Below are 14,656 nucleotides of genomic sequence, written 5' to 3'. Positions count from 1 at the left end.
AAAAGCAATGTATTCCATTCAAGAACGAAGTTCGGAAGGACTTCCTGCTCCCGTACTTACCTCGAGTGAAAGGACTCCAATCGTAGAGCATAATCACCAACCTGATCTAGACATAAACATTTATTCCCCTCGATTTATTACCGGCGGATCGCCACATCCGGGAGTGATTGTTGAGCCTCCGGGCCTCGCCAATGTTGAACCGCCCCAGATTCGTTACCGGCCGCGACTTCCAAAGCATCTGTCAGAGACCGGAAAACTCTCGGCAATGCAATTGGAGCGGATTATCTATGCTGGACAAGCACACGAGCAGCGTCTTGCGGACGGTTCGCGAGCGGGCATAAGCATCGGCGACGGAACCGGAACCGGCAAGACGGCGACGCTTGCGGGAGTCATTCTGGACAACTGGTTCCAGGGACGGCGGCGAGCCGTTTGGTTTTCAGTAAAGGCCGATCTGATCGAAGCTGTCTCCGATGAGTTCAAGAGACTTGGGTTGACGCCGCCGATCAAGCTGATCAATGACTTTCCAACCGATCAGGAGATAGACATTCAGGACGGAATTGTTTTCTGCACATATCGATCGCTAATAGCCAGATCGAAAAAGGGCAATAAACGGCTCGATCAGATAACCCGTTGGCTTGGCCCAAGCGGCGTCGTGATCTTCGATGAAGGGCATAAGGCTAAGTACGCTTTTGCCGACGATCGGGGCAAATCTACACAGACCGGAGCCGCCGTTCTTGAGATCCAGAATCCAGAAAGGTTTCCGGATGTGAGAGTGGTCTACTCTTCCGCGACATCGGCCGGTGAGGTGAGACATCTAGCATATATGTCACGGCTTGGTTTGTGGGGGGCAGGAACTAACTTTCCGCTAGGCTTCGAGCAGTTCGCTGAAGAGATCGAATCCGGAGGTGTCGGTGCTTTAGAGATGGTCTGCCGCGACCTTAAGGCGATGGGACGATACCTGTGCGGCAACCTGAGTATGGGAACCGATCCGGAGTCGGGCCTGTCGGTTGAGTTTCGTGAGGTAATTCATAAGCTCACCCCTGCTCAGCGAAGGATGTATGACAACATGGCCCAGGGCTGGCAGGAAGTCTTTCGGAATATCCATCGAGCCCTGGATCTAACTAACTCCGGCAAGGCCACGCGAAGCAGTGCCCTCAATCAGTTTTGGGCAGAGCATCAACGCTGCTTTCGCAATCTGATCACAGCATTTAAGGTTCCGACGCTGATCCGCGAGATCGAAGATGCCCTCAGCAGAAAAGAGTCCATTGTGGTGTCGATAACGGGCACCGGCGAGAGCCAGACCAAAAAGCAGATCGAAAGGGCGGCAGATCAGGAAGAGGCGATTGACAGTCTCGATTTCAGTCCGAGAGAAACACTTACTCGACTCGTAGCGAATTGTTTTCCGACCGCCTGCTTTCAGGAAAGAACCAATCCTTACAGCGGAACTGTTGAGTACATTCCTCTTGTCGATGCCAATGGCGATCAGGTTGAGAGCAGAGCCGCTTTGCAGTTGCGAACAGAACTTCTGGATAAGCTATCAATACTTGAGGTTCCCGAGCATCCGCTTGATCAACTCGTGAACTATTTCGGGGTAGAGAACATTGCAGAGATGACCGGCCGGAAGAAACGCCTGATCCGGACGGCGAAAGGCACACTGGAGTATCGGCCGCGACAACTTGCTGGTGTTCCTTCAAAGCTTATCAACCTCCATGAAAAGAACGCCTTTCAGAATGGTGATAAACGGATCGCGGTCATGTCTGAGGTGGCATCGACCGGGGACAGCCTTCATGCAGGCAAATCCGTTGGGAATCAGCAGCGACGCCTTCATATCGCTGCGGAGCTAAAATGGTCAGCCGATAAACAGATCCAGGACTTCGGACGTACTCATCGGACAGGTCAAGTGGCACCCCCGGTCTATCTGCTAGTCTTCACGGAACTCGGCGGCGAGAAAAGATTCTCCTCAACTATCGCCAGAAGACTCGGTAATATGGGAGCCCTTACAAAGGGTGACCGCCGTGCCGAAAAGGCCGGCAACCTTGATAAATATAATCTTGAATCGAGAGAAGGGCGTTCGGCGTTAAGTGTCGTATTCACTGGCATCATGAAAGGCCGGGAGATCGAGGGGCTCGAAGATCCGAAACAGGCGCTGAGAGATATGGGCCTTGTTAAGACGGTCGATGGTGACGAGCAGATCCCCGACAGCGAAAAGACAAATATCCCTCGATTCCTAAACAGGCTGCTTTCGCTTGAGGTGGACCGGCAGAATGCTCTTTTCGACTACTTCTATTCAACATTCCTCGAAACCATTGAATATCTAAAGCAGAAAGGAAAACTGGATGATGGAATGGAAGACCTGAAAGCGATGTCAGTCGCCATCTCGGGATCGCCCCAGGTTCTTAATTCAGATCCCCTGACCGGAGCAAAGACGGTTTATTACAAATTGGAACTTAAAGTCGCGACGACGCCGGCTAGATATCTTGACATGGCGGCCAGCGAGATACACCAGTTCTATCAGGACCGGCGAGACGGATCGTTTATATCGGTCAGAAGAACTTTATCCCATACTGATCCCGAAACTGGGGAACGGTATCAGATGTTCTCTATAACAAAGCCTTCCGGCCGCAACGTAGCCTATTTACGCGAGAGCGAGTTGAATCAGCGGTATCGGATCGTTCCGAAAACCAAGGCGGAAGACTGGTGGATCAAAGAGGAGACCAAGATACCTGAATTTGAGAACAGGACCGTCCATATTCTCAGCGGTGCATTGCTTCCCATATGGAAATATCTTAAGACACTCAGCCACGATGCGCTGAATATCGTTCGAACCACCACTGATGACGGTACGAGGCTCGTTGGCGTGAAGATATCGGAAGAATGGCTCAGAGATATCCGTCAGCACTTTGGCCTTCGATCAAGTATTCCAACAACGGCGAATGAAGTAATGCGAGTAGTCGATTTTGAAAAGAACAGCGTCAATTTGATCGACGATGTCACTGTGCGGTCATCGCGGTTCCAGGGTCAACTGCTCACAGAAATTTGTCCTTCCACTTTCGAGCAGATCAGAGAACTCCGGGGAATGGGACTCGTCAATATCGTACAGCACGGGCGCCAGAGATTCTTTCTTCCACAGGAATCACCAGGGCTCGCTCTCGAAAAAGTCTTGTTTCTTTATCCGCCGGAATCGACAAGCATATCGTTTCTTCCGGAATTACAGGCCGCAACCGAGGAACTCACAAAACAGGAACCTGTAATCCTACCAGAATGGCTTATCGAACCAGCTCTCGAATCCGTAACCAGTCTCGGCGGCTCCGCGAAAGTGTTTGTAGATCAGAACGGTATTCCGCTATTGAACGAAACATTCGCGATGTAAAAAAAAATCAGAAAAAAAGGGTATATAAAAGGTAACCACCGCGTTTATCGCGGGTTTTTAGTTATGCAGGCTTAAGTATCGAATGGGTGAATCGGGTTTTTCTCGCACGGAAAGACCGGATTTGTAGCCGAAACAGCTCTGCAAGCCGAAAGTTGTTCGTGGGAGAAGTTACCTTATGGCCGATAATTATGTTGATGACAGTGCTTTCAAGGGAAGGTCGATCTTGGATGAAAAAATCCTCCTCTTCGCCAGAGTTCCGCATTACGTCCTCATTACGGGGGAAAGAGGCACTGGAAAGACAACCATTGCCCACCAAATGCACGATCTTAGTCCCAGGTCGAAACGAGATTTCGTAAGCGTCAACTGCGCCAGTTTTACGTCTGAACTTTTGGAGTCAGAGCTTTTTGGATACGAGCGAGGTGCCTTTACCGGTGCGACCGCTGCGAAAGCGGGTCTGTTCGAAGCCGCACAAGGCGGAACACTCTTCCTCGACGAGATCGGAGAACTCTCGCTTGGACTTCAGGCGAAGTTTCTAAAAGCGGTCGAAGAAAGACGCATTCGTCGGGTTGGCGGAACGATGGAACGCGAAATTGATGTGCGGGTTGTTGCTGCGACTTCAAGAGATCTTCGATCAATGGTCAAGAACGGGACATTTAGGGCCGATCTCTTCGACCGTCTGAATATCCTTCAGCTTGAAACCTTGCCGCTTCGTTATCAAAAGGAAAGAATTGTCGAGACATTCCTCGACCAGTTAGAGACTGATAGAGGCACAATAGGGCTGGAGGAGCCTCTACAAATCGAAAAAGAAGTTCTTGTAGCGATCCAGGAACTCGAATGGAAGGGGAACTATCGAGAGATTAGAAATTTCGCAACCCGCCTTGCAGTCGAAACCATTGACGAACCGGCGATCACTCTTCAGGTCGTTAACAATATGCTAAGTGGAGAGACCAGATTCCGTTCCGAATTAGAACTAGCTGACGAAAAGGAAAACAACTACCTGACCGTCACTCTCGACCCGGCGACAGACGACCTTGATAGCGTGTACATCAAGTCCGCCGCAATTTTTGTCGAAGACGCCTTACAGCGTTCTAACGGAAATCTTCGCCGGGCCGCCCGTTCGATCAATACCACCCATTCAACTATCTCCCGCATTCTGAAAAAGAATCAGGAACGGTTTGTGACTCCATCAAACGCATCTGGCTCACTTGCGGCTGCAGCATAGGCGTTTCAAAAGGCGCTGGGTCAAAAGGTTCGCGAGTTTTCGCGAGCCTTTCTTGTTTGTTCGACAAGCATTTGGAGAACAAAAGAGCGGTAGATAAGACGGTGGAGATAGAGATATGGAAATTCTGAATAGCGGTTCGTTCATTCCTCTTGATAATCGCGAGAAAATCGAACAACTGATCTTTACGGCCCAAACGCTCGCGTCTGAAGTACATCAGAACGCGGGATTTCAAGGCAGCGGGCAGACGAATCAGCAGATCGGGTTGGAACTCTGGAAAGGTGCTGAGTACATGACTCGGTCGCATGAAGAAGTAACCATTCGGAACATTTTTCTGAGCAAGTTTCTGGAAAGGCTCCGAGATATCGAACGCGAAACCATTCCTAGGGCATCCGCTCCAATTCAGAAAGCGATTCCGCGTGCAATTGAAAACACGGCCGCAAACGTAGCAGCGATATCTGCTGAACCGAACACCGATGTGAAGACTGAATTCGTCGAGGCAAAAGACGAGTTTCTCGGTATCGTCCATACAGAAGAATCAGGCTCCGAGCGACCATCTTACGCGAATGAGTGCAAGCCGGAATGCGAGGAAGAGATCGTTTCGATGTTGAGTCCTTCGGAGGCTTTTGGAATTGTCGAGCCAACGCGTGACCAAAGTGCAGAACAGACTTCCATTCCGATTCCGGACCCGAGTATCACCACCGGGGAAGCCAAAGAACAGGATTCGATTCTCTCGACTACTGGTGTCGAGGCAGTCATTGAAACTGCTCCGTTGATGAACTCAACCGATGAAGCCGTCCCAGCCGACATAATCGGTACTGAACAGTTCGTAAGGTCGGTCGTTCTGTCTGAAAAAGAACCCTACAACTTTGAAGCATGTACCGTCACGGCTGTGATCCAGTTGCTGCCCGAATCCAACGGAACGAGAGATTGCATCGTAAGTGTGCGTTCGCACGACTTTGCTCCCGAAGTTACATTTATTAATCGGTGTAGCGAACTTGGTGAGCTAAATCTATCCAATCCGTTATCGGCGGCTCTCGAACGGTACAGAAACTCACTTCCTCTATTGTCCGCGGAGAAGATGAAGAAGGAACAGGCTGCAACCAAAAAGCGGACACCCCAGACTGCTGCAAAAAGTCCCGACAAAGCTGCCGAGAAAGCAGATTCGAAATGCCGACGGATCTTCAACTTCAACCGCGATACCGCAGGAATCAGCGAAGGATCAACAGTCCCTCTTCGCGTCATAGAAAATCATGGAAAACGAAACTAACACGCCACAGGAAGAAAATGCACCTAGCAACGCGAACAACGGCGAAGCGGAAGCGACGGAAAGCACGGATGCGACATATCCGGTGACCGATCCGAAGGCGACCATCAAGATCGAGGGCCAGACTTTCGAACTGGATGCATCGCTCGCACAGGAGGACAAGACACTGAAGGTCGTACTTCAGCCGCACTTCGCTTCGATCGAAAATGCGAATATCACTCGCGAGGTTAAGGACGGCAAACTCAGTGTCACCATCGTCAAACGAGCACAGCATAAGGGCTATGCAGCCTGATGAATCGCCGCTCGAATTATTGCGGGCTGAGAACGAGCAGATCAATCCGGCGATCATTCTTGCGGAACGGCTAATGCGACGGGAGGCTGCGGAACTTTTGAGCGTCGAGGAAGTGAACGAGGCCGAGAACATCCTGGCCATCGGCACTCAGGAGATCGAAGCAATCGAATCCCACCAAAAGGCTTTTCAGAAGAGCCCGCCATCATCGATCGACTATCTTCCGATTGGGTTCTGAGGTATGTAGACTCTATGACCGGATTAAGATTGGCGACGGCCGAGAACGGAAAGCCAATTTTTGGATTTGGCGAACGTCTGGTCCGCTCGCTCGAATATCTTCGATTTAAAGCAAAAAGCCACAACGCCTTATATGCATGCGAAACAGTCTCCAGAGTCGTATCGGAACAGCACAAATACCGGCTTTATATTGAAATGTTTCCAAAAGACTGGGAACGATCAACAAAGAGCCTGTATCGAGCAGGTTATTTTAAGGCGTACAGCGAACGGACGAATGAGTTCTTTCAGCTTATAAATGATAACCGCTTTCCACTGCTTGAATACTGGCATGACGATCCTGAGTTAGAACTAGAACGATTTGCCATCCCGCCGATGAACTTCGACCTGTGCTGCGAAGAAGTTGATTTCGCACACTTGAGGGACAGCTACCTGGCCGGCCTGATGTTCTATTTTAATGAAGATGACGAGATCTGGAATTACTTTTCTGAAAAGTACGGAGTTGATAAAGAGTTACTGCCTCCGATCAAGTCGGCACATCCAAATATCTGGAAGGAAAAGCACTGTGCAAAAGTAAAACCTTTCAGCGATCTGATCCGCCTAGTGGATCACTCCACCGGTAACCCGTGGCTGGACATTACTAACTGCCAATATCCGGATTTGTTTGAATGGGACAAAGAGACTGTTGAATGGTTGACCGAGGCGTATAAGGCCGCAAACCTGTACTTCAAGAATCTCGAACAGCTAGACAAAAGGATCGAAGATGATGCACAGACATTCTTTTACCAGCTTATTTCATTCTGGAATACCGGAAAGGTCGGGCCGGAGAGGCAAAGGTAAGCGATGAATAACACCCTGCAAATACCTGCCGAAGCTTCAGCTGCTCTCTATTTTCTGCCGGGCCAATATCTCTTTGCCGATCTTAAAGAATCATCTGTGTCGTTGAAGGCTCTATCGAGTGACCAAGTGGCTAGAGCTTTTCGAAAGGTCCATACAGATACGGGATGGCTTGGCAAACGGGTTATGCGTTACCGTGAGGCTCCCGAAGGCAATGCAATCTTATCGTATGAACCAGCCGCAATACGAAAGATAACCATCGCTTTTTCTGACAAGGGCATTGTTGAGATCTCAGTCCCGATGCCCCCTCTCATCCTTCTTGGTAAAGGACGGGAATATTATCTTTGGGCCGCTGCTTCATCTCATATATCGGCTAATACCAACCTTGCCGTCGCCCCGCTGCCGAATGTCGGTTCCGGTAAGATCTGCTTTGGAAAAAACGAAGTTCCTGAGACCCATCCTTCTACAGTCAGCGAAGTTTGGAAACTAATTTTTGACACTCCATTCAATGCAGACCACGCAAGCGAGCGATGCCACTCTGAACCACAAGATGTACGTGAACTTCTTTGGAAACTGGCGGCTGACAAGGCGAAGAAGTTTCCGAAGTCCGAACTGATCTTATCAAGCACTACGATCGACGACGCGTGGGAAACGATCGTTGAACAGCGACGGTACGACTCCCGGTTCTGAATAAAATTATGGAAAGAGAAAGGGAGTTCATCGGTCATCGGATTGCAAAAGAACGATTCGAGCCCGTAGAAAGCATTCTCTACGAGTACCTCCTTGCCGGAAACGGAGTAATTCTCAGGGCTCAGCGTGAGGAATTTACGGTTTCAGTTCCTCTGGTCTTTAGAGAGATAAAGGACCTTCCAACCGTATTCGTAGGTATCAAATGGCACAAGCCGAAAGTCCCAAGCCGTATTTGGGACGAAATTTGTAAGCACGCCCAGGCCTCCAATTCGAAGGAGAATTTTAGAGAAGAACTTTATCTTATCTATTGGGATAGCGAGCGATACGCGTGGCAGTGGAGCACATCGAGTAAGGACAGAACGTATGCCTCAACCATCGCCGACGATAGACGGCCCGAATACTCAGATGCCTGTATAGAGGTTCATACGCACCCTGACGGGGCATACCAGTTCAGTTCTGCCGATGATCGTGATGAATCAGGCAAGTTCCGAATATTCGGTATCATTGCTGACGTCCACGATAAGCCGAAGTTCAGATTCCGTTGCGGCATTTACGACCACCTTACCCCAGTTCCATTTTCCTGGATCGGCAACCTGCCAAGCGGAGTTGTCGATCTGAATGAGGTCGAAGCTCTGCTTCAGATGATGTTGTAATGGAAATCGATCTTAGCTTCTCGCAGGCCGCCGTTGTGATGCCTGTGGAATATAACACTCTTCGATTCATCGTTGTCGGTGCCGGTGGAACAGGCTCTTTTGTCGTTCCCGCTCTAGCCCGATTGATCTTCGAACTAAAGGAACAGCAGAACAAATCCGCAGAATTGCTGATCGTCGATCCAGATATAGTCGAAGCCAATAACATTCCGCGAAGCAATTTCTGTTTTGCAGAGGTCGGGCGATACAAAGCCCAGACGCTAGCAGAGCGGGTTACAACGGCATGGGGAATTGAAACAAGCTTCTCGTGCGAGAGTTTCGATCCGGAGAAACATTTCAAAAACTCGAACAGCGACTACAGGAGTCTGAGCATCATCGTCGGCTGCGTCGATAATTACCGAGCTCGCCGAGAGATGCATCGAGCACTTGACGAGTTTCGAAGTTACGGTGAATCGTCGAGGGTATGGTGGATAGACGGAGGAAACGGCAAGACATCGGGCCAGGTGCTGCTGGGCTCGACGACAAAGACACTCAAACCCGAGCAGTACTTTACGGGAACGAGTATCTGTCGGGCACTCCCGGCACCATCGCTTCAACATTCCGATCTTCTTAAGCCAGAAAAAGTTGAAGCCAAGAGCGATGCGTCGTGTCCCGAGCGCGTTCGACTAGGTGAGCAGGGGCTTAACGTGAATCAGCGAGTGGCGGTCGAAATGGCGGAGATGCTTTCGTCAATGCTTTTGACACGTACCCTCAAGCGATTTGCGGTCTATTTTGATCTGGAGAGCGGTAGTACTAGATCCGCCTACTGTACTCCATCAGCCGTGCCTGACGTTCACTGCAACTTGTAGATCAAAAACGGTTATGTCGGAACTCTTACCAAAAGAAATTGAAAGTATCCTGCCACGGATCAGTGACCAAGAGTGGAACAAGAATCCGACCGTCTATGCCGTGTTCAAATTTCCATTGAGCGGATGGATTTGGTTTGTGACAGAAGGCGATGCATATGAAGACGATTTTTGCTTCTTTGGTTATGTCGTCGGGCTTGAGCGCGAATGGGGATATTTCTGTCTCAGTGAACTGGAATCCGTTGACATCAACGGGATCAAAGTTTGTCGTGACGAGGATCACGTCCCGAGGCCATTATCCGAGTGTCTTCAGCAATACGGAATCGTTGAAAATTAAGCGGTGGACAGGATGCGAATGGAAACTCAAACATCTGCCGGAGTTGCCGGCACGCAGGTATTGCCATCGTTAGCATCTTCGGTGCTCCGAAACGTGTTCGGTGGCACTCAAATGGACGGCAAATCCACAGAAGAAATCTCACGAAATTCTTCGGTAGAAGTTCCATCTGAAATTGCTCAGCAAGTTCTAACCCGCCTGGAAACCAGGATGGAGCGAGCTGCGACGGAACTGGGTATCAGTGCCGGAGAGGTTGAATCTCTTCCATTCGATCTATCGACGCTGGAAAGTGAAGGCATCTTCATGAATATCGATTGCCGAGGATTCGGGAGTCTTGTTCGACAACTGGAATGGAAAACTCTCGGAGTCCAGCTTCCTGAGAATGCGGCCGTCAGAGTGAGTCCGCCGCGAGCCGGGTTGCTGCCTGATATCTATCGGAATCGCCTGATGCGAGGAGCGGCCCAGGCTCATAACGCCCTCAACAAATTCGGCTTCAGATTCACTCTCTGCGAGACCGTCTGGGGAACGAGCGAATACAAGTGGATTCCCTGGACCGCGTTTGAATCTTTCGAAAAAGCATATCTTCAAGCCTGCGAAACTCTCGCCGCAGCAAAGAGTGAAGTTCTTTCGAAATACGACGAGATCCTGACAATCCTTCAGGACAGTTTCTATCAGCTTGCGAGAGATTCTGCCGACAGGTTCGAGGCGACTAGTGATGAGCCTTTTGATAGAGAGGAGTTCGTAAATGCGGTTGCGGCCCAAGCCATCGGAATGGTCCCGACACGCGAAATGATCCGCGATGGCCTCGTGATAACAATGAAGCCGAAGGTGATCATTCTCGGATCGGAGATGATCGCCGAGCGAAACCTCGCAAAATCTCTTGCACTCGAAACGACTCGTATCAATTCTGAGCAGACGAAGATCGATCTTGAGATCGATGCCAAACGCCGTATCGAAGAAATAAAGGTCGATGAGGTGACTGCTGAAACCCGAAGAGAACGTGAAGTGAAGGAGCGTATCCGGGAGATGAAGATCGAAGCGGCCCAGCGTGAAGCGGAAGAGGCCGTTTCTCCGATCAAGGAAGGCTTTGCCCAGATAACAGCGAAGATCTTCGATTCCGCTTCAGAAATGGCAGAACGCATGAAGGATGCGGAGTTCGTATCGGGTTCATTGGCCAAACGAGCACGTCAGATGTGCGAATGGTATCAGCTGATGAACTTCACGGGCGATACATCTCTCGAAAACGTACTCGAACAACTGCAGACCGCTGCCGGCCGGGAAGCCAAGCAGCGCTCGCCGGAAGAGATGCGAACCGCTCTAAGCGATCTTCTGAGGATGACATCCGTTCATTCAAAGAATCTGCTCTATGAAGATCGGCTAAGCGCTCTCGAACTTTAGATCGACGAAGACGAGGTCTCCACAAATGGCAAACTTCGACCTGAGCAAATACATTCCGGTTCATGCACGCATAGCGGAGTTCTATGAGAAGTATCCGGACGGCCGGATCGTCACAGAGATCATAAGGCTTAACGAAGACAGCGGTTTCGTGTGTATAAAAGCCGGAGCGTATCGGAACCGAGATGACGCGGAACCCAGTTCGACCGGGCATGCCTTCGAGGTCCGCGGGCAGGGCTATGTAAACACCACATCCTTTATCGAAAACGGTGAAACAAGTGCTGTAGGCAGGGCTTTAGCTAATCTAGGGTTCAAGATCGACAACGGCATCGCATCAAGAGAAGAGATGCAGAAGGTCGAAAGAATGACCGAGGCACCTAAACCGACCGGAAACAATGGACGAAATGGCCATAACGGGCGTCTTGTCACACAATCCGTTTCTTAAACACTTTCCCAGTAAATAAATAATGTCTGAAATAGAAACCGGAGCTGACAGCATCCGGAAGTTTCTGCATGAGCTCGATATAAGGATCAGAGCCCGGTATCCGCTTATTGCTATCAATACCTTCGAAGAAGATCGCGTAAGAGAGGCGTTGGTCGATCTCGTCTTTCAGGAGCGGCATAAGGAAAAGTCTCTCTACTTTTGGAGCCGTCCAAGCGGCCTTCAGAAGGTAGTCGATCCGAAAGAGGGACTGCTAAGCTCGCCTCAAACGATCGGCGATACCGAAGATCCCGAAAGTCTTCTTGGCTTTATCAGCGAGCAGAAGACAGGTATTTTCCTGCTGTGTGATTACGCTCCCTATATCTCACCGTATGGGCAGGAAGATCCGCTGCTCGTTCGACGACTTCGTGAGATCGCCTGGAAGCTCAAATCGACGAAAGCCACGTTCTCTTTGTAGGACCGAACTTTCCCGGAACTCAAAACACTCGAAAAAGAAGTCACGCAGATAGAACTCGACCTTCCGAGGGAGTCGGAGATCGAAGACTCGATCGAACTTCAGTTTGAAAACCTGCGTTCCAATGGTCTGGATATTAGTCTGACCAAGGAGACGCAAGACGCGCTTCAGCAGTCTCTGCTTGGTCTAACAGCAGTCGAGATCAGCAATGTGGTTGCAAAGCAGTCATCAGTTGTAACGGGCTCAATCAGGATTCGATCAATGTCATTCTTGAAGAAAAGAAGAATGTCATACGCGGTAGCGGCTCATTGACCTATGTGCATCCAGAACCGGCAAGCAACTTAGGCGGCTACCAATCGCTTCGAGCCATCCTTGAACGCGCGGCATACACATTCAGTCCGAGAGCAAAAGCACGCCACGTCGAACCTTGCAAGGGAATTCTCCTCGTTGGATTGCCGGGGTGCGGAAAGGATCTCTGTAAACGGGTTGCGTCAAGCATCACGAATCGGGCTCTGCTTGATCTGGACTTTGGTTCGATTATGGGTGAGGGCGGAGGTGTCATTGGCTCATCCGCGATGTCGATAAAGCGGGCGTTATCTATCGCTGGCACGATCAAAGGCATTCTTGGTATCAGTGAGTTCGAAAAGGCGGTCTCAGGAATGAAGTCGTCCAACAAGACGGACGGCGGTGAGACAGCACGAACTATCTCCTATCTTCTCAACTGGATGCAGGACAACAAGGACGTTCTCGTATTCGCGACCGCGAACGACGTACGCGAACTCGAATCCGAACAGTTCAGGATCGGTAGGTTCTCATATATACACTTCGTCGATCTTCCGGAGATTGAGGACCGTAAGGAAATATTCCGGGTTCACCTTAAGAAAAGAGCACTCGATGCCGACCACTTTGATCTCGATAAGCTGGTAGATAAGAGCAAGGACTTCTCCGGGGCGGAGATCGAAGGTGCAGTACAAGACGGGGTCCTTGAAGCGTTCATCGACGGTGACCGGCAGGCCGAAACCCGCGACATTATTAAAGCCGCCGAGAACATCACGCCTACAGCCCAGATGATGAGCGAGAAGATCGAGGAGATCCGAAAATGGGCTCGAAATAATATCAAGGGCGTAGGCTCTCGAATCGAGAATAATAGCATTGCCGGAAACCGCACCGATCGAATCTATGAACTCTAACTACGGAGAATCTCAATGAGCAAATATATGACCTTTGAATCCCAGTCATTCCCGAATCGCGAGTTGCTCCTCGAAGCATTAGCCGAATGTGGTTTCGCATCTCCGACTATAGGAACTGACATTCCTCTCGAAGGATGGGATAAGCGGGATCCACAAACAGCCGACGTCGTAATCAGGCGTCGGCAAGTACGGGGACAATCGCTTTTAGGAGATATCGGCTTCCGGAAATCGTCAAAAGGTTATGTCGCAGTCATTGATGATATGGATTTGTCGTTTCGCTTGGGGAAAGACTTTATTGTCCGACTTCAGAACAGCTATCACGAAGCAGCGGCAAGAAAAATGGCCAAGAAACTCGGCGGCACGCTTATTAAAGAACGAATCGGAAAAACTCTGAAAATAAGAATCAAATACTGAGGAGGCGACCGACAATGCCCGAAGTTGAATTCAAGATCGATACCGAAAGCGGAACGTGCGAAACCGAGATAAAAGGGTATCAAGGGACTGCGTGCGAGAAGGCCGCGAGACAGCTGAAGGAGATTTTAGGTGACCCCTCTATTGAAACTAAAAAGCAGGAATATTTTGTCACGCCCAGTGTCAAACAGACCAATAAACTAGGATGAGTAATAAGATCACCTTCATACTCGAACCAGACAGTGGGAAACTTACCGCTGAAGTCTCAGGCATTCCCGCTGATCTACTGATCGATCTCAGAGACGACCTTGGAACTTCCCAAAATTTGAATTGCGGAAAGCCGATGCAAGGTCAGTCTTGGGAACCGGGTAACCTTAAGGATGATCGCTATTACATCTGGCTTCATCGCATATATCACAAGTCGGTGGTTGATGGTCCGGGTCGTCGGAGCGTGATTCAAGTTGCGGGTTGTTCAATTCGTTGTCCAGGTTGCTACGTTCCCGAAACTCACGATCGCCACAATGGCAAAAAGGTTTCTATTTCCTCAGTTCTCGATGAGATCCTTTCAAGATGCCATGAGAACGACGGTGTAACAATTCTCGGAGGCGAGCCTTTTGATCAATCTGATTCCGTGGCGGAACTTGTGTTGAGACTGAATAAACTTGGCTCCCACATTATCGTCTACACGGGCAATACTATCGAGTATTTATCTACAAAAGACGACCCTAGCGTCACCTATATTCTATCCCACATTGACTTGCTCATTGACGGTCCTTTTGAATCATCTCTAGTCGCTGAAACAGGGGAGTATCGAGGGTCAGCGAATCAGCGCTTGATACAGCAGAAATAGGTTGGGCCCGTCTAGTCTCTCATTGATTTCAATCTACACGAAAAATCATCCAAAGTTTTTCATGGCATCCCGTCATATTCGCAGTCGCAAATCTCGTGCTAATCCTCATTCGATTTTCAAAATCAGAAAGCTGGTTTACGTAAGATCTCGCTTACCCGCCCTTGGTGTTTGATAACAGA

General features: G+C 49.8%; 17 protein-coding genes. All 17 read left to right on the top strand.

Features of this window, described 5'->3' with window-relative positions:
- Nucleotides 1–7 precede the first annotated feature (7 nt).
- The 17 genes from IPK01_13715 to IPK01_13635 all read left to right on the top strand — a co-directional run bounded on the left by IPK01_13715 (nt 8) and on the right by IPK01_13635 (nt 14,477).
- Nucleotides 8–3,370, top strand: coding sequence for a strawberry notch family protein (locus tag IPK01_13715; protein ID MBK7934509.1), 3,363 nt, complete (start codon nt 8–10; stop codon nt 3,368–3,370).
- Nucleotides 3,371–3,545: 175 nt separating this feature from the next.
- A complete protein-coding gene (locus IPK01_13710) occupies nt 3,546–4,592 on the top strand; it encodes a sigma-54-dependent Fis family transcriptional regulator (protein MBK7934508.1) in 1,047 nt (348 codons plus the stop codon).
- Between the two features lie 115 nt (nt 4,593–4,707).
- Nucleotides 4,708–5,859 carry a hypothetical protein gene (locus tag IPK01_13705; protein MBK7934507.1) on the top strand — a complete coding sequence of 384 codons (1,152 nt, stop codon included), beginning with the start codon at nt 4,708–4,710 and terminating at the stop codon, nt 5,857–5,859.
- A complete protein-coding gene (locus IPK01_13700) occupies nt 5,843–6,148 on the top strand; it encodes a hypothetical protein (GenBank protein MBK7934506.1) in 306 nt (101 codons plus the stop codon). Before IPK01_13705 ends, IPK01_13700 begins: the two co-directional genes overlap by 17 nt.
- Nucleotides 6,138–6,383, top strand: a complete 246-nt coding sequence (locus IPK01_13695; protein ID MBK7934505.1) for a hypothetical protein — start codon at nt 6,138–6,140, stop codon at nt 6,381–6,383. Before IPK01_13700 ends, IPK01_13695 begins: the two co-directional genes overlap by 11 nt.
- A 14-nt stretch (nt 6,384–6,397) precedes the next feature.
- On the top strand, nt 6,398–7,219 hold the full coding sequence (locus tag IPK01_13690) for a hypothetical protein (GenBank protein MBK7934504.1): 822 nt from the start codon (nt 6,398–6,400) through the stop codon (nt 7,217–7,219).
- A gap of 3 nt (nt 7,220–7,222) precedes the next feature.
- Complete coding sequence (locus IPK01_13685; protein MBK7934503.1) at nt 7,223–7,906, top strand: hypothetical protein; 684 nt, start codon at nt 7,223–7,225, stop codon at nt 7,904–7,906.
- An 8-nt stretch (nt 7,907–7,914) separates the two neighbouring features.
- The gene (locus IPK01_13680) at nt 7,915–8,559 is read left to right on the top strand and encodes a Mov34/MPN/PAD-1 family protein (GenBank protein MBK7934502.1); all 645 of its coding nucleotides are present in this window, start codon (nt 7,915–7,917) and stop codon (nt 8,557–8,559) included.
- The gene (locus IPK01_13675; GenBank protein ID MBK7934501.1) at nt 8,559–9,404 is read left to right on the top strand and encodes a ThiF family adenylyltransferase; all 846 of its coding nucleotides are present in this window, start codon (nt 8,559–8,561) and stop codon (nt 9,402–9,404) included. The genes IPK01_13680 and IPK01_13675 overlap by 1 nt, the downstream gene beginning before the upstream one ends.
- A 13-nt stretch (nt 9,405–9,417) precedes the next feature.
- Complete coding sequence (locus IPK01_13670) at nt 9,418–9,738, top strand: hypothetical protein (protein MBK7934500.1); 321 nt, start codon at nt 9,418–9,420, stop codon at nt 9,736–9,738.
- An 18-nt stretch (nt 9,739–9,756) separates the two neighbouring features.
- A complete protein-coding gene (locus IPK01_13665; GenBank protein MBK7934499.1) occupies nt 9,757–11,133 on the top strand; it encodes a hypothetical protein in 1,377 nt (458 codons plus the stop codon).
- A 25-nt stretch (nt 11,134–11,158) separates the two neighbouring features.
- Entirely contained in the window at nt 11,159–11,575 is a 417-nt protein-coding gene (locus IPK01_13660) for a hypothetical protein (GenBank protein MBK7934498.1), read from the top strand.
- Nucleotides 11,576–11,597: 22 nt separating this feature from the next.
- Nucleotides 11,598–12,029, top strand: a complete 432-nt coding sequence (locus IPK01_13655) for a hypothetical protein (protein ID MBK7934497.1) — start codon at nt 11,598–11,600, stop codon at nt 12,027–12,029.
- 314 nt (nt 12,030–12,343) lie between these two features.
- Complete coding sequence (locus tag IPK01_13650) at nt 12,344–13,216, top strand: AAA family ATPase (GenBank protein MBK7934496.1); 873 nt, start codon at nt 12,344–12,346, stop codon at nt 13,214–13,216.
- Between the two features lie 15 nt (nt 13,217–13,231).
- Nucleotides 13,232–13,630 carry a DUF1257 domain-containing protein gene (locus IPK01_13645; protein MBK7934495.1) on the top strand — a complete coding sequence of 133 codons (399 nt, stop codon included), beginning with the start codon at nt 13,232–13,234 and terminating at the stop codon, nt 13,628–13,630.
- Nucleotides 13,631–13,644: 14 nt separating this feature from the next.
- Nucleotides 13,645–13,836 (top strand): DUF2997 domain-containing protein, encoded by a 192-nt coding sequence (locus tag IPK01_13640; protein MBK7934494.1) that lies wholly within the window; start codon nt 13,645–13,647, stop codon nt 13,834–13,836.
- Entirely contained in the window at nt 13,833–14,477 is a 645-nt protein-coding gene (locus IPK01_13635; GenBank protein ID MBK7934493.1) for a radical SAM protein, read from the top strand. The genes IPK01_13640 and IPK01_13635 overlap by 4 nt, the downstream gene beginning before the upstream one ends.
- The last annotated feature ends 179 nt before the right edge of the window (nt 14,478–14,656 follow it).

The sequence above is a fragment of the Acidobacteriota bacterium genome (genome assembly GCA_016713675.1).
Lineage (GTDB): Bacteria > Acidobacteriota > Blastocatellia > Pyrinomonadales > Pyrinomonadaceae > OLB17.
This window is presented reverse-complemented; position numbering and strand designations above follow the sequence as displayed.

Coding starts and splice junctions, on each gene's coding strand:
- IPK01_13715 (MBK7934509.1), top strand. CDS start 8: ATGTATTCCATTCAAGAACGAAGTTCGGAAGGACTTCCTGCTCCCGTA.
- IPK01_13710 (MBK7934508.1), top strand. CDS start 3,546: ATGGCCGATAATTATGTTGATGACAGTGCTTTCAAGGGAAGGTCGATC.
- IPK01_13705 (MBK7934507.1), top strand. CDS start 4,708: ATGGAAATTCTGAATAGCGGTTCGTTCATTCCTCTTGATAATCGCGAG.
- IPK01_13700 (MBK7934506.1), top strand. CDS start 5,843: ATGGAAAACGAAACTAACACGCCACAGGAAGAAAATGCACCTAGCAAC.
- IPK01_13695 (MBK7934505.1), top strand. CDS start 6,138: ATGCAGCCTGATGAATCGCCGCTCGAATTATTGCGGGCTGAGAACGAG.
- IPK01_13690 (MBK7934504.1), top strand. CDS start 6,398: ATGACCGGATTAAGATTGGCGACGGCCGAGAACGGAAAGCCAATTTTT.
- IPK01_13685 (MBK7934503.1), top strand. CDS start 7,223: ATGAATAACACCCTGCAAATACCTGCCGAAGCTTCAGCTGCTCTCTAT.
- IPK01_13680 (MBK7934502.1), top strand. CDS start 7,915: ATGGAAAGAGAAAGGGAGTTCATCGGTCATCGGATTGCAAAAGAACGA.
- IPK01_13675 (MBK7934501.1), top strand. CDS start 8,559: ATGGAAATCGATCTTAGCTTCTCGCAGGCCGCCGTTGTGATGCCTGTG.
- IPK01_13670 (MBK7934500.1), top strand. CDS start 9,418: ATGTCGGAACTCTTACCAAAAGAAATTGAAAGTATCCTGCCACGGATC.
- IPK01_13665 (MBK7934499.1), top strand. CDS start 9,757: ATGGAAACTCAAACATCTGCCGGAGTTGCCGGCACGCAGGTATTGCCA.
- IPK01_13660 (MBK7934498.1), top strand. CDS start 11,159: ATGGCAAACTTCGACCTGAGCAAATACATTCCGGTTCATGCACGCATA.
- IPK01_13655 (MBK7934497.1), top strand. CDS start 11,598: ATGTCTGAAATAGAAACCGGAGCTGACAGCATCCGGAAGTTTCTGCAT.
- IPK01_13645 (MBK7934495.1), top strand. CDS start 13,232: ATGAGCAAATATATGACCTTTGAATCCCAGTCATTCCCGAATCGCGAG.
- IPK01_13640 (MBK7934494.1), top strand. CDS start 13,645: ATGCCCGAAGTTGAATTCAAGATCGATACCGAAAGCGGAACGTGCGAA.
- IPK01_13635 (MBK7934493.1), top strand. CDS start 13,833: ATGAGTAATAAGATCACCTTCATACTCGAACCAGACAGTGGGAAACTT.